Below are 14034 nucleotides of genomic sequence, written 5' to 3'. Positions count from 1 at the left end.
ATGACCACGCCCGACCAGGCCGCGGTGCTCGTCGACCCCGACGAGCACCGCGGCGGGACCGGCACCGCCCGGTTCGTGCTCCAGAAGGTCCTCGAAGCCGTCATCAGCGTCGTGCTGGTGATCGTGCTGTTCTTCTTCCTCTTCCGGATGCTGCCGGGCGACCCGGTCGCGGCGATGACCCGCGACCGCGTCACCAGCCCCCAGCAGATCGCCGAGCTGCGCGAGAAGATGGGCGTCGACAAGCCCGTCTTCGTCCAGTTCGGCACCTACTTCTGGAACCTGCTGCACGGCGACCTCGGCGAGTCCCGGCTGCTCAACAACGGCCGCCCGGTCGCCGACATGATCGGCGAACGGCTCTGGCCGACCATCCTGCTCGTCGGCAGCGCCACCGTCCTCGCCGTCGTCATCGGCCTGTGGCTGGGCATCCGCGCCGCCTGGCGCCGCGACAGCTTCTTCGACCGCGCCCAGACCGGGATCGCGCTGACCCTCTGGTCGGTCCCGCAGTTCTGGCTCGGCCTCATGCTGCTGGTGGTCTCAGGCGGCCTGTTCCCCAGCCGCGGCATGCACTCCCCGGACGCCGCGCCCGACTTCTTCTCCCAGACCCTCGACGTCCTGCACCACCTGGTGCTGCCGTGCGTGACGCTGCTGGCGGTGTTCTACGCCCAGTACATGCTCATCATGCGGTCGTCGCTGCTGGGGGAGATGAACGCCGACTACCTCACCACCGCCCGCGCCAAGGGCCTGCGCGACGACCTCGTCCGCCGCCGCCACGCCGTCCCCAACGCCCTGCTGCCGACCACCACGCTGGTGTTCATGCAGTTCGGCATGGTCGTCTCCGGCGCGGTCACCGTCGAGGCCGTGTTCAGCTGGCCGGGGCTCGGCCAGCTGACCTACGACGCCCTGCACGGGCCCGACCTGCCGGTGCTCCAAGGCGTGTTCACCGTGCTGGCCGGCGCCGTGGTGCTGATGAACCTGCTCGCGGAGCTGCTCTACCGCGTGCTCGACCCGAGGGTGCGTACCTCATGACCACCGCCGAGACACCCCGGCAGATCGCCTGGCACCGCCGCCGCGCGGCGATCGTCCGGACCTGGCGGGAGTTCGCCGCCCAGCGCGCCGCGCTCGCCGGGCTCGTCCTGCTCGGCGCCACCGTCGTCGTCGCCCTGCTGCTGCCGCTGATCAGCGACCAGAGCGGCCTCGACGTCACCAAGGCCACCGGGCAGCCCCTGTCCCCGCCCACCGGCGACTTCTGGCTCGGCACCGACAACTTCGGCCGCTCGGTGCTGCTGATGACCGTCTGGGGCAGCCGGATCTCCCTGCTCGTCGGGTTCTCCGCCGCGCTGCTGTCGGTCGTCATCGGCACGCTCATCGGCATCACCGCCGCCCACTTCGGCGGCTGGGTGTCGGCGACCCTGCTGCGGTTCACCGACTTCTTCCTGGTCCTGCCGTCGCTGATCCTCGCCATCGCGCTCTCGGCGGTGCTGCCGAAAGGTGTCGGCACGATCATCGTCGCCATCGGCCTCACCGCCTGGCCCAGCACCGCCCGGCTCGTCCGCGCCCAGACGCTGACCATCGAAAGCCGCCCCTACATCGAGCGCGCCCACGCCCTCGGCGGCGGGCACCTGCACGTCATCGGCAAACACGTCCTGCCCGGCGTGATGCCGCTGGTGCTGGCCAACACGACGCTGGTGGTCGGCAACGCCGTCATCGCCGACGCGACCCTGTCGTTCCTCGGCGTCGGCGACCCCAACTCCGTCACCTGGGGCCTGGTGCTCGAAAGCGCGCTCAACAACGGCGCCATCAGCCGCGGCGCCTGGTGGAATGTGCTCCCGCCGGGCATCGCGATCGTCCTCGTCGTCCTCTTCTTCACCCTGGTCGGCCGGGGCCTGGAGACCGTGCTCAACCCGAGGTTGAAGAAGTGACCACCCCGCTGCTGCAGCTCACCGACCTCAACGTCACCTACGCGGTGGGCGAGCAGGACGTGCCCGCCGTCCGCGGGGTCGACCTCACCCTCGACCCCGGCGGCACCCTCGGCGTCGCCGGCGAATCCGGCTCGGGCAAGTCCACCGTCGCGATGAGCGTGCTGCGCCTGCTGCCGCGCACGGCGAAGATCACCGGCGAGATCGTCCTCGACGGCGAAGACGTCACCGCCATGAAGTGGGGCCGCCTGCGCGCGGTCCGCTGGGCCGAGGCGTCGGTGGTCTTCCAGGGCGCCATGCACGCGCTCAACCCGGTCCGCAGGATCGGCGAGCAGATCGCCGAACCCATCCGGCTGCACCCGCCTTCGGGAGGAGCCCTCACCGACGCCCAGGTCGACGCCCGCGTCGCCGAGCTGCTCACCCAGGTCGACCTGCCCCCGAGCCGGGCGGGCGCCTACCCGCACGAGCTGTCGGGCGGGCAGAAGCAGCGCGTCATGATCGCCATGGCCCTGGCCTGCTCGCCCCGGCTCATCATCGCCGACGAGCCGACCACCGCCCTCGACGTCATCGTCCAGGCCCAGGTCCTCGCGCTGCTCTCGCGGCTGGTCGCCGAACAGGACATCGGCCTGATCATGATCAGCCACGACCTGTCCGTGCTCGCCGCCACCTGTGAGCGCATCGCCGTGATGTACGACGGGCAGATCGTCGAACAGGGACCCAGCGCCGAGGTCATGGGCGCCCCGAAGCACGAACACACCCGTGCGCTGGCCGCGGCGTTCCCGACCGTCGGCGACCCGGTGTCCCGCTTCGCCCCGGCCACCAGCAACCCACTCCCGCCCGAACCCGCGGACCGCGTGGTGGGTGGCGAGCCGCTGCTGGCCGCGGAGAACCTGCGGGTGTCCTTCCGCGACCGCACCGGCAAGCGCATCAACGCCGTCGCCGGCGTCGACCTCACGGTGTCGCGCGACGAGATCGTCGCCCTGGTCGGCCAGTCCGGGTCCGGCAAGACCACGCTCGCCCGCACGCTGCTCGGCCTGCAGAAACCCGACTCCGGCGTGGTCCGCTACGACGGCAAGCCGGTGCCCGCCGGGGGAGCGGGCCTCAAGGCCTACCGCCGCCAGGTCCAGCTGGTGCTGCAGGACCCGACGAGCGCGCTGAACCCGGCGCACACGGTGTACGAGGCCGTCGCCGAAGGCCCCCGGATCCACAAGCTCGCCGACGAACGCGCGGTCGTCCACCGGGCCCTGGAGGCCGCGGAGCTGCGGCCGGCGGAGAAGTACGCCGACCGGCTCCCGCACCAGCTCTCCGGCGGCCAGCGCCAGCGGGTCGTCATCGCCGGCGCACTGGCGCTGGAGCCGTCGGTGGTGGTGGCCGACGAACCGGTCGCCTCGCTCGACGCGTCGGTGCGCGGCGAGATCCTCGGGCTGCTGCTGCGGCTGCGGCGCGAACTCGGCCTCGCCGCGCTGGTGATCACCCACGACCTGGGCCTGGCCTGGAACATCGCCGACCGCGTCGCCGTGATGTACCGCGGCGAGCTGGTGGAAACCGGGACGGTGGAACAGGTCCTGCTCGACCCGCAGCACGAGTACACGAAGTCCCTGCTGGCCGCCCTCCCGGGTGGGACCGCCCAGCGGCGGACCGTCGAAACCTGACACTGCGGGAACTCGACACGAGCGCGGTGTGTAATCTCCGAACGGAAATGGCGACCACCACCGACCCCACACAGACGCCCTCGGCCGGACTGGCCGAGCGGATCCGCGTGCCCTCGCGCTTCCCGTACCGCACGATCGCCATGGGCACGGTCGGGAGCACCCTGCTCATGCTGGCCGCCTTCGGCGCCGGCGGCATCCTGATCAAGGACCCCGTGCTCGGCCACGGCCCGCTTTCGTGGATCCGCTACGGCCACGGGCGCATGCTCGCCAACGCCGTCCTGTACGTCGGCTTCGGCCTGGTCGTGTGGGCCTGGGTCCGCCTCGGCCGCTACGTGCTGGCCGGGCGCATCGGCAGCCGCCCCATCCTGGTCGCCGCCGGGTGCTGGATGGCGCCGCTGCTCATTTCGCCGCCGCTGTTCACCCGCGACGTCTTCTCCTACCTCGGCCAGGGCGCCCAGCTGCTCTACGGGCTCGACCCGTACGCCAACGGCCCCGCCGAGCTCGACGTGCTGCCCAACGTGGTGCAGAACGTCCACCCGCTCTGGCAGACCACGCCGGCCCCGTACGGGCCGCTGTTCCTGCTCATCTCCAAGGGCGTCGTCGCCACCACCGGCGACAACATGATCCTCGGCGTCATCCTCATGCGCGTCGTGCTGCTGGCGGGGCTCGCGGGGACGCTGTGGGCGCTCCCGCGGCTGGTCAAGCACCTCGGCGGCAAGCTCCCGGTCGCGCTGTGGCTCGCGGTCGCCAGCCCGATGATGGTGATCCACCTCTTCGGCGGCCCGCACAACGACCTGATGATGCTCGCGTTCCTCACCATCGGCGTCCTGGCCGCCCTGGAGCGCAAGCACGTGGCCGCGGTCGTCCTGGTCACGATCGGCATGCTCATCAAGCCGACGGCGGCGATCGCGCTGCCGTTCATCGTCTGGATGTGGGCCAACCACCTCGAAGGCGAATCGAAGGTCCGCAACTTCCTGCGCGCCGGCGCGGCCTCGGTCGGGCTGTTCCTGCCCGTGTTCGTCGCGGGCACGTGGATCTCGCTGGGCTCGCTGAACATGGGCTGGTGGTCCGGGCTCAAGGCCCCGCAGCTCATCGCGAACTGGCTGAACATCCCCACCGGCATCGGCGAGGTGTTCTACAACCTCGTCCACCTGGTCGTCGACGTCCAGGTGTCCCCGTTCGTCACGGTCGCCCGCGCGGCGGGCATGCTGGTCCTGATCGCCTTCGGTATCCGCCAGTGGTGGCTCGGCCGCGGCGGCGGCACCGAGGCGGTCTACCGCGCGGGCATCTCGCTGCTGGCGGTCGCGATCCTCATGCCGCCGACCCTGCCGTGGTACCTGACCTGGGGTTTCGTGCTCCTGTCGGCGTTCAAGTGGCAGCCGAGGCACCTGGCGCTGGTGGTGGCGGTGTCGGTGTTCGTGACGCTGGTCTACTACCCGACGGGCGAGCAGGCCCTCTACGACTGGTGGTTCATCGCACTGGTCGTGGTGGCGAGCCTGTACTCGGCGGCCTCCCTGCTGCGCCCGGACCCCCTGGGCATCATCGACGCCTGGCGCCGCCCGGAGAAGTTCCTCCGCGACTGACCGGTCACGACCCGGACCAGCCTCGCCAGGTGTGGACGTCCGTCAGCACCACCGCGTGCTCCGGCGGGCGGTCCGCGTACTGCGCGTACTTCGCCACCAGCCACGACACCGGCTCGGAGCCCGGCGGCAGCACCCGAGCCGTGCCGTCCGCCCGGGCCCACCACAGCCGGGACCAGTCCTCGTCGTAGCCGTCGGCCAGGAAGCACACCGCCGGGTTCTCCGCGATGTTGCGCAGCCGCCGCAGGGCCACCGAGGTCTTCGGCTTGTGGTCCACCGCGAACACCACCTGATCACCCCGCACCGCGAACGTCACCGGCACCAGGTGCGGCACCCCCGCCGCCGACACCGTCGCCAGCCGCGCGACCCGCGCCCGCGCGAACCGCCCCCGAGCCTCTTCGGGTGTCATGTCAACGCGGGGGAGTCGAAGGTGAGCGTCCCCAGGTCCGCGTCGAGGGTCACCGGCACCCCCAAGGGCAACGTCGGCGACGACGCCACGTGGCCGAACCCGAACTCCTCCACCACCGGCACCCCCAACGGCCCCAGCCGGTCCAGCAGCAGCGCCCGCACCTCCGCCGGGTCCCCGCACGCCGCCCAAGACCCCAGCACGATCCCGCGGACCCCGGCGAACCAGCCGCTGCGCAGCAGCTGCGTCAGCATCCGGTCCAGCCGGTACACGCTCTCCGTGACGTCCTCCAGCAGCACCACCGCGTCCCGCGCCGACCCCTGCTCCGGCGTCCCGATCCCCGCCGCCAGCAGCGACAGGTTCCCGCCCGTCAGCACACCCGACGCCCGGCCCGGCACCAGCGCCGAACCGCCGCGCACCACCACGTTCAGCTCGGGCTCGAACAGCGACCGACGCAGGTGCTCGACCGCGAAGTCGTCGAACAGCACGCTCGCCGGCATCGGCGAGAACAAAGTGGACAGTCCCAAGTGGACGTCCACCGCCTGGTGCAGCGCCGTGATGTCCGACGACCCGGCCAGCACCTTCGGGCCCGCTTCCCGCAACGCCGCCCAGTCCACCAGGTCCAGCATCCGCTGCACGCCGTAGCCGCCGCGCGCGGCCAGCACGCACCGCACGCCCGGGTCCAGCCACGCCTCGGTGAACTCCGCCGCCCGCGCGGCATCCGAACCCGACAGGTACGGCGGCGACCCCGGCTCGGCGCGCACGCACGGCCCGATCCGCAGCTCGACACCCCAGCCGCGCAGCACCGGCACCGCCTTCTCCAGCAGGTCCGCCGGCACCGGCCCGGCCGGCGCCACCACCGCGACCGTGTCACCCGCCCGCAACCGAGGCGGCCTCACCGCGACAGCTCCAGCTTCGCCACACCCGGCGTCTCGAACCCGAGCACCTGACCGTAGAACGACAGCTCCGCCTCCAGGGCCGCGACGATCGTCGAAGCCTGCCGGAACCCGTGCTGCTCCCCGGGAAACCGCTGGTAGGCGTAGGGGATCCCGCGTCCGGCCAGCCCGGCCACGAACCGGTCGGCCTGCTCCGGCGGGCAGATCCGGTCCTCCAGGCCCTGCTGGAACAGCACCGGCCCGGCCAGCGACGCCGAGTTCGCCAGCGGCGACCGCTCGACGTACCGCTGCCGCGCCGCGGGCAGTGGCCCGATCAGCCCGTCCAGGTACCGCGACTCGAAGTCGTGGGTGTCGCCCTCGGTGCCGGTCCAGCCGGCCAGGTCCAGCACCGGGTACATCACCGTGCCCGCCCGGTAGGTCTTCGTCGTCGTGAGCGACGCGGCCGCGGTGAACCCGCCCGCGCTGCCACCGCGGACCGCCAGCCGGTTGCCGTCGGCCAGCCCGGCCGCCACCAGCGCCTCGGCCACCGCGACGCAGTCGGCGACGTCCACCACGCCCCACTGCTCCCGCAGCCGCTCCCGGTAGGCCCGCCCGAAACCGGTCGACCCGCCGTAGTTCACCGCCGCCACCGCGATACCCCGGCTGGTGAAGTACGCCAGCTCCAGGTCCAGCACCGGCAGGTACTGCCCGGTCGGCCCGCCGTGGACGTGCACCAGCAGCGGCGGCCGTTCACCCTCGGGCGCGGCGAACTCCGGGTTCGCCGGCAGGTACAGCACCACCGGCACGGTCTCCCCGCCGGCGGTGGTGAACACCCGCTCCTGCGGCACCGGCAGGAACGCCGACGGCAGCTCCGGCTGCGGCGTCAGGTCCGTGACCCCGCCGTCGAGCGAGACACGAACGACCCCCGGCTCCCGGACCGGGCCGCCGGCCACCCCGGCGACCGCGTCGCCGAGCACCGCGAAGCTCGTCGACGACCACGCCGTCAGCTCGTCCGCCACGTGCGTCACCGAGCCGTCGGCCTCGTCGAGCACGGCCAGCCGCCCCGACACCAGCACCGCGTGCCGCCCGCCGCCGAGCGGGGCGAACCACCGCGACCCCGGCTTCCACAGCGGCCCGCCCAGCTCGCGCTCCACCGGCGCCAGGTTCACCACCGACCCGTCGAGGCCGACGCGGTGCAGGTTCCACCAGCCGTCCGGGTCCAGCAGCGCCAGCAGCGACGCCGTCGACTCCCATTCGACCTGGCACACCGAGACGTCCGGACCGCCGGCCAGCACCCGGTGCGGCCCGAACGAACCGTCTTCGGCGACGGGCGCCACGCACAGCTCGGTCCCGTCCCACGGCATCGCCGGGTGGTCCCAGCCGAACCACGCCGCGTGCCGGCCGTCCGGCGCGAGCTTCGGCGCGGTCAGGAAGTGGTGGCTCGCGGCCAGCACCCGCTCGCCGCCGCCGTCGAGCGCGATCGCCACCAGCTCCCGCGAGACGTCGGTCGGCCGCGGCCCGACAGCGCGCTCCCGCACGGCCCACACCTCGCCCGGCCGCCCGGCCACCAGGTCGCCGTAACGGACCCCCTGGGGCTCCGCGGGCTCCGGCGTGATCGGGACGACACCGGTTTCGCCCACGGCGTAAACCCGCTGATCCGCCCAGTGCGTGAAGACCACCACACCCCCGGCGACCGCCCACGGCCGCCCGCCGTACTCGTGCAGCCGGTTGCGGACGTTCCACGGTGCCGGCAGCACGTCCTGCGTACCGCCCGGACCGGCCTTCACCAGGGCGACCCGCCCCTGCTCACCGGGCCGCGCCTCGGCCCACCACACCTCGCCGGAGACGACGTCGAGCCACTGCGGGCCGCCACCGGCGGCGGCCACCTCGGCGGCGGTGATGGGCGAGGACCAGGTTCCGTACGGGGAGATCCGAGACACCCCCAGAGGCTAGCGGCCCGCGAAGGTGGGGCGGCGGATGCCGATCATGCGGCCGTGGCCTAGGGTCGACAGTGCTATGTCTCGCGTAATCCACGTCTTCCGCCAGCCGGATCGGTTCGTCGCCGGCACCGTCGGCGAGCCCGGCGATCGCACGTTCTACCTCCAGGCTTCCGAGGACGTGCGCACCATCAGCGTCACCATCGAAAAGCAGCAGGTCGTCGTCCTCGCGGAGCGCCTCAGCTCACTGCTGGAGGAGGTCGCCAGCCGCTTCGGCGCCGACGTGCCCGACGACGTCCCCGAGGACCTCGTCGACGTCGACCCCCTCACCGTGCCGGTCGAGGAGGAGTTCCGCGTCGGCACCATGGGCCTGGGGTGGGACGCCGACAGCAGCGCCGTCGTCATCGAGCTGCTCGCCATCACCGAGGGCGAGGTCGACGAAACGGTCGTGCTCGACGACACCGAGGAGGGCCCGGACGCCGTCCGCGTCTTCCTCAGCCCGGCCGCCGCCCGCGCCTTCGCCGAACGCGCCGACCGCGTCGTCAACGCCGGCCGCAAGCCGTGCCCGCTGTGCGGGGAGCCGCTCGACCCGAACGGGCACATCTGCCCCCGGCAGAACGGCTACCGGCGCGAGACCGAGGCGGACGAAGACTGACCATGGCCACGACCCCCGATCCGGCCGACCCGGCGTCCCGCGAGCTGGTCACCCACGGCCGCATCGACGTCGAAGGCCGCCTGGTCGACGCCTCCAACGTCACGCTCTTCTGCGCCATCGAGCTCGACGGCGTCACCGGCCGCGTGGTCTACAAGCCGGTGTCGGGGGAACGGCCGCTGTGGGACTTCCCCGACGGCACCCTGGCCGGGCGCGAGGTCGCGACCGCGATCATCAGCGACACCGCCGGCATCGGCGCCGTCCCGCCGACCGTGCTGCGCGACGGCCCGTTCGGCCCCGGCATGGTCCAGCTGTGGATCGAGACCACCGACGACGACCTCGTCGAAGTCCTCCCGCCCGACGAAGTCCCCGACGGCTGGCGGCCGGTGCTGCACGCCCACGACCGCCTCGGCGAGCCCGCGGTGCTGGCCCACGCCGACCACGCCGGGCTGCGCGACCTCGCCGTGCTCGACATCGTCGTCAACAACACCGACCGCAAGGGCGGCCACCTGCTGCCGGGGGTCGACGGCCGCGTCTACGGCTGCGACCACGGCATCTGCCTGCACGCCGACCCGAAGCTGCGGACCGTGCTCTGGGGCTGGATCGGCGAGCCCGTGCCGCCGGACACCGTCGAGAAGCTGCGCAAGCTGCGCTCGGAACTCGACGGCGGCCTCGGCAAGACCCTCGCCGAGCACATCACCAGGTTCGAGATCCGGGCCCTGGCCGAGCGCACCGACGTGCTGCTGGCCGAGGGCATCTTCCCCGAGCCCGGCGACGACTGGCGCGCCATCCCGTGGCCGCTGTTCTGATCGACCCCGCCGCCCGCGCGCGGCTGGTCGACCGCTTCGGCGCCGAGCTGGCCGAACCGTGGTGCGACGCGCTCCCGGACCAGGTGGCCCGGTTGAGCGCCCGGTGGAACCTCGAGGTCCGCGAGGCCCGGCCCGGCAACACCGGCCGCACGCTGCTGTGCACCGGTCCCGGCGGCGACCTGCGCGTCCTCAAGCTGACCCCGGACCCCGAGGTCGCCCGCCTGGAGTTCGCCGGGCTGAGCGCCTGGGCCGGCTGCTCCCGCGTCGTCCAGGTGCTCGACGCCGACCTCGACGCGAACGCGATCCTCCTTGAAGGCCTCGTCCCGGGCACCCAGCTGGACGGCGACGTCCCGTGGGCGGAGATCGGCGAGCTGCTCGACCAGCTGCACTCGGTCGAGCCACGCGGCGAGTTCCGGCGGCTGGCCGAGGGCATCGAGTTCATCTTCACCCTCTCCGAACGCCGCCGCCGCGAAACGGCCGCCGCGGCGCACATGAGCGCCGAGCTCCTCGAAAAGGGCCGCCGGCGCGCTCTCGAACTCGCCACCAGCGGCCCGGTCACGCTCGTCCACGGCGACCTGCACCCGGCGAACGTCCTCGACGCAGGCCCCGGCCGCGGCGCCGTCGCCATCGACCCGCGGCCCGGCCTCGGCGACCCGTCCCTCGACGCCATCGACTTCGTCTACGTCCCCATGGCGCACGGCGGCACGATCGACGACGGCATCAAGGCGCTCGCCCCGCACGTGACCGGCTTCGACGCCGACCGCGTCCGCGCCTGGTGCGTCGCGATGGCCCCGCTGATCGCGCTCGCGCCACTGCGCCGCGGCGAGCGCACACCGTTCACCGACGCGGTCCTCGAACTCGCCCGCTGACGGCGTGGCATGCCTCGCCCGAGTCCCGATCACCACTAGGTTGCCTGGTCGTGCGCTCCCACTCGTATGACGACGTGCTCGCCGGCCCGCGCCGCAAGAAGGTGCCCGAGGTCCCGGCCGAACCCGGCCTGGTCGTCGAGGACCCGGCCAGCGGCTACTGCGGCGCGGTGGTGAAGATCGAGTACGGGAACGTCGTGCTCGAGGACGCCAAGGGCCGCCACCGCGTCTTCCCGCTCGCCCCCGCCGGGTTCCTGCTCGAAGGCAAGCCGGTCACCCTGGTGCCGTACCGGGCCCCGGCGAAGGCACCGGCCCGGCAGGTCTCGGCGTCCGGGTCGGTCCGCGTCCAGGGCCTGAAGGCCCGCGTCGCCCGCGACTCGCGCATCTGGGTGGAAGGCAAGCACGACGCCGAGCTGGTCGAACGCGTCTGGGGCCACGACCTGCGCGTCGAAGGCGTCGTCGTGGAACCCCTCGACGGCGTCGACGTGCTGGCCGACCGGATCGCCGAGTTCGGCACCGGCCCCGGGCGGCGGCTGGGCGTGCTCGTCGACCACCTCGTCCCCGGCAGCAAGGAGTCCCGGCTCGTCGAGGCGATCCGCGACGAGAACGTGCTGGTCACCGGCCACCCCTACATCGACGTCTGGGAAGCCGTGCGTCCCGCCGCCGTCGGGATCCGGGCGTGGCCGAAGATCCCGCGCGGCACCGAGTGGAAGCAGGGGATTTGCGACGCGCTCGGCTGGGGGCAACCTTTCGAAGGCTGGCAACGTGTGCTGAGTGGGGTGAGCAGTTTCCGCGACCTCGAGACCCCGCTCATCGGGGCCGTGGAACGGCTCATCGACTTCGTCACCGAGCCGGCGAAAGAGGGCTGAATGTCCGAATTGTCCAAGGTCACGCGAAGGTTACGACCCGTCACCGCGCCGGTGCGAACCGGCGCTTTCTGAGAGCATCGACCCATGGCATGGGCAGTGGTCTGGTTGGTCGTCGGCATCGCCCTGATGATCGCGGAAGTCCTCTCCGGTGACTTCGTGCTGATCATGCTCGGCGTCGGCGCGCTGTTCGGCGCCGGAGCCGACGTGCTCACCGGGAACGTCTTCGTCGACGTCGCCGTGTTCGCCGTCGCCTCCGTCGGCATGCTCGTGCTGGTCCGGCCCGCGCTCAAGCGCCGCTTCCTCGCCGGCACCGGGCACCGCACCGGCATCGAGGCCCTGATCGGCGCCCGCGCGGTCGTGGTGTCCACAGTGGACTACGAGACGGGCCAGGTGAAACTGGCCGGCGACGTCTGGTCCGCCCGCAGCCTCTCGGAGCACAGCCCGCCGATCCAGCCCGGCACGTCCGTCACCGTCGTCGAGATCTCCGGCGCCACCGCCGTCGTGTCGGCCGAGCCGTGAGCCTCGGCCTCGTCACCGTTCCCGAAGGCCGGGCCGCGGTGATCGAACGGCTCGGGAAGTTCCGCGCCGTGCTCGGCCCCGGCCGTCACTTCGTGCTGCCGTTCGCCGACGCCGTCCGGGCGCGCGTCGACCTCGGCGACCAGATCCTCTCCGCACCGCCCCGCGTTATCGAAGCCGGTGACGGCCGTGAGGTCCTCATCGGCTTCGAGGTCGTCTTCGCCGTCACGGATCCGCGGCTGGCGACGTACGGGATCAGCAACCCGGCCATCGCGATCGAACAGCTGACCACCACGGCGTTGCGGCAGGAAGCGAGCCTGACCACGGCCGAGCGCGCCGTGACCGCGCCGGGGGAGCTGCACCGTACAGTGTGGACGGTCCTGCACGACACCACCGGGCGATGGGGCGTCGTCACCCGGCAGCTGAAGCTCGACGTGCGCCCGCCCGCGGCGCCCGGACCACCGTCAACCGCGCAAGAATGGTACTAGGTAAGGGGAAGATCTCTTGACCACCACAGTAGCGATCGTCGTGGTCGTCTTACTGGCTCTCTTCGTGATCATCACGGTAGCCAAGGCGATCATGGTCGTGCCGCAGGCGCAGTCGGCGGTGATCGAGCGGCTGGGCCGGTTCCGCACGGTGGCCTCACCCGGCCTGACCTTTCTGGTGCCGTTCCTGGACAAGGTGCGCGCCCGGATCGACCTGCGCGAGCAGGTCGTCTCGTTCCCGCCGCAGCCGGTGATCACCGAGGACAACCTGACGGTGTCGATCGACACCGTCGTCTACTTCCAGGTGACCGACTCGCGCGCCGCGGTGTACGAGATCTCCAACTACATCGTCGGTGTCGAGCAGCTGACCACCACCACGCTGCGCAACGTGGTCGGTGGCATGAGCCTCGAGCAGACCCTGACCTCGCGCGACTCCATCAACAGCCAGCTGCGCGGCGTGCTCGACGAGGCCACCGGCCGCTGGGGCATCCGCGTCGCCCGCGTCGAGCTGAAGGCGATCGACCCGCCGCCGTCCATCCAGGACTCGATGGAGAAGCAGATGCGCGCCGACCGCGAGAAGCGCGCCATGATCCTCACCGCCGAAGGCCAGCGGGAGTCCGCGATCAAGACGGCGGAAGGCCAGAAGCAGAGCCAGATCCTCGCCGCCGAAGGTTCCAAGCAGGCCGCGATCCTCGCCGCCGAGGCCGAGCGGCAGTCCCGGATCCTGCGGGCCCAGGGTGAACGCGCCGCGCGCTACCTGCAGGCACAGGGCCAGGCGAAGGCGATCGAGAAGGTGTTCGCCGCGATCAAGGCCGGCCGCCCGACGCCCGAGGTGCTGGCCTACCAGTACCTGCAGACGCTGCCGCAGATGGCGCAGGGCGACGCGAACAAGGTCTGGATGATCCCCAGCGACTACGGCAAGGCCCTCGAAGGCTTCGCCCGCGCGCTCGGCGCTCCCGGCGACGACGGCGTGTTCCGCTACGAGCCGCCGAAGGACGACGACGTCCCGGACAAGCCGGAACTCGAGGACGAGGAGGTCCAGGGCTGGTTCGACACCTCCAGCGACCCGAAGGTCGCCGAGGCCGTCGCCGCCGCGGAAGCCGTGGCCCGCAAGGAGGTCCCGGCCCTCGGGGCCCCGTCCGCGCCGCCCGCGCGGCCGTCGATCCCGCGCCCGGTGCAGCAGCAGCCCGAGCCGGAGGCGGACGAGGAGCGCGGCACCGAGGTGGCGCCCGCCCCGCAGCAGCCGCAGCCCCTGCAGAACCCGCCCACCCCGCAGAGCGGCCAGCCGCTCCCGCAGCCGCAGCAGCCGCCCCAGGGCGGCCAGTACCAGGGCCCGCCGCCGCAGTCCCCGCCGCCGGGCCAGTTCGGCGGCCCGCAGAACCCGGGCAGCGGCCCGTTCCCGCAGCAGCCCCCGTTCGGCGGCCCGCGCCGCTGACGTGCCACCCCGAAAAAGGGCCCGCCCACCGAGCTG

The 14034-nt window shown here is 72.5% G+C and carries 14 protein-coding genes; 11 read left to right on the top strand and 3 right to left on the bottom strand.

Annotation, left to right across the window (positions count from 1 at the left end; translation table 11 throughout):
* From AB0J40_RS23430 to mptB, 4 genes are read left to right on the top strand one after another with little or no spacing between them, the layout of a single operon-like run.
* Entirely contained in the window at positions 1 to 1026 is a 1026-nt protein-coding gene (locus tag AB0J40_RS23430; RefSeq protein WP_364456437.1) for an ABC transporter permease, read from the top strand.
* Positions 1023 to 1919: an ABC transporter permease gene (locus tag AB0J40_RS23425; RefSeq protein WP_364456435.1), complete on the top strand. Its 897-nt coding sequence runs from the start codon at positions 1023 to 1025 to the stop codon at positions 1917 to 1919. Before AB0J40_RS23430 ends, AB0J40_RS23425 begins: the two co-directional genes overlap by 4 nt.
* Complete coding sequence (locus AB0J40_RS23420) at positions 1916 to 3568, top strand: ABC transporter ATP-binding protein (protein WP_364456433.1); 1653 nt, start codon at positions 1916 to 1918, stop codon at positions 3566 to 3568. Before AB0J40_RS23425 ends, AB0J40_RS23420 begins: the two co-directional genes overlap by 4 nt.
* Positions 3569 to 3615: 47 nt before the next feature.
* Positions 3616 to 5151 (top strand): polyprenol phosphomannose-dependent alpha 1,6 mannosyltransferase MptB, encoded by a 1536-nt coding sequence (mptB, locus tag AB0J40_RS23415; protein WP_364456431.1) that lies wholly within the window; start codon positions 3616 to 3618, stop codon positions 5149 to 5151.
* Between the two features lie 4 nt (positions 5152 to 5155).
* Here the strand turns inward: mptB and AB0J40_RS23410 are convergent, their stop codons facing one another.
* From AB0J40_RS23410 to AB0J40_RS23400, 3 genes are read right to left on the bottom strand one after another with little or no spacing between them, the layout of a single operon-like run.
* The gene (locus tag AB0J40_RS23410; RefSeq protein WP_364456429.1) at positions 5156 to 5557 is read right to left on the bottom strand and encodes a TIGR03668 family PPOX class F420-dependent oxidoreductase; all 402 of its coding nucleotides are present in this window, start codon (positions 5555 to 5557) and stop codon (positions 5156 to 5158) included.
* Positions 5554 to 6453, bottom strand: coding sequence for an LD-carboxypeptidase (locus tag AB0J40_RS23405; protein ID WP_364456427.1), 900 nt, complete (start codon positions 6451 to 6453; stop codon positions 5554 to 5556). Before AB0J40_RS23405 ends, AB0J40_RS23410 begins: the two co-directional genes overlap by 4 nt.
* Positions 6450 to 8369, bottom strand: coding sequence for a prolyl oligopeptidase family serine peptidase (locus tag AB0J40_RS23400; protein ID WP_364456425.1), 1920 nt, complete (start codon positions 8367 to 8369; stop codon positions 6450 to 6452). Before AB0J40_RS23400 ends, AB0J40_RS23405 begins: the two co-directional genes overlap by 4 nt.
* 76 nt (positions 8370 to 8445) lie before the next feature.
* Between AB0J40_RS23400 and AB0J40_RS23395 the strand changes: the two genes are divergently transcribed.
* The 7 genes from AB0J40_RS23395 to AB0J40_RS23365 all read left to right on the top strand — a co-directional run bounded on the left by AB0J40_RS23395 (position 8446) and on the right by AB0J40_RS23365 (position 13998).
* On the top strand, positions 8446 to 9021 hold the full coding sequence (locus tag AB0J40_RS23395; protein WP_364456423.1) for a DUF3090 domain-containing protein: 576 nt from the start codon (positions 8446 to 8448) through the stop codon (positions 9019 to 9021).
* Positions 9022 to 9023: 2 nt separating this feature from the next.
* Positions 9024 to 9827 carry an SCO1664 family protein gene (locus AB0J40_RS23390; protein ID WP_364456421.1) on the top strand — a complete coding sequence of 268 codons (804 nt, stop codon included), beginning with the start codon at positions 9024 to 9026 and terminating at the stop codon, positions 9825 to 9827.
* On the top strand, positions 9812 to 10696 hold the full coding sequence (locus tag AB0J40_RS23385; RefSeq protein WP_364456419.1) for an aminoglycoside phosphotransferase family protein: 885 nt from the start codon (positions 9812 to 9814) through the stop codon (positions 10694 to 10696). The genes AB0J40_RS23390 and AB0J40_RS23385 overlap by 16 nt, the downstream gene beginning before the upstream one ends.
* Before the next feature lie 50 nt (positions 10697 to 10746).
* Positions 10747 to 11562, top strand: coding sequence for a DUF3097 domain-containing protein (locus AB0J40_RS23380; RefSeq protein ID WP_364456417.1), 816 nt, complete (start codon positions 10747 to 10749; stop codon positions 11560 to 11562).
* Positions 11563 to 11646: 84 nt separating this feature from the next.
* The gene (locus tag AB0J40_RS23375) at positions 11647 to 12081 is read left to right on the top strand and encodes an NfeD family protein (RefSeq protein ID WP_364456415.1); all 435 of its coding nucleotides are present in this window, start codon (positions 11647 to 11649) and stop codon (positions 12079 to 12081) included.
* Entirely contained in the window at positions 12078 to 12566 is a 489-nt protein-coding gene (locus AB0J40_RS23370; RefSeq protein WP_364456413.1) for an SPFH domain-containing protein, read from the top strand. Before AB0J40_RS23375 ends, AB0J40_RS23370 begins: the two co-directional genes overlap by 4 nt.
* A 91-nt stretch (positions 12567 to 12657) precedes the next feature.
* Positions 12658 to 13998, top strand: a complete 1341-nt coding sequence (locus tag AB0J40_RS23365) for an SPFH domain-containing protein (protein ID WP_364456850.1) — start codon at positions 12658 to 12660, stop codon at positions 13996 to 13998.
* Positions 13999 to 14034 lie beyond the last annotated feature (36 nt).

The organism is Amycolatopsis sp. NPDC049691, assembly GCF_040675005.1.
Lineage (GTDB): Bacteria > Actinomycetota > Actinomycetes > Mycobacteriales > Pseudonocardiaceae > Amycolatopsis.
Note: the sequence above shows the minus strand (reverse complement) of the source record. Positions and strands in the feature narration are given on the sequence as shown.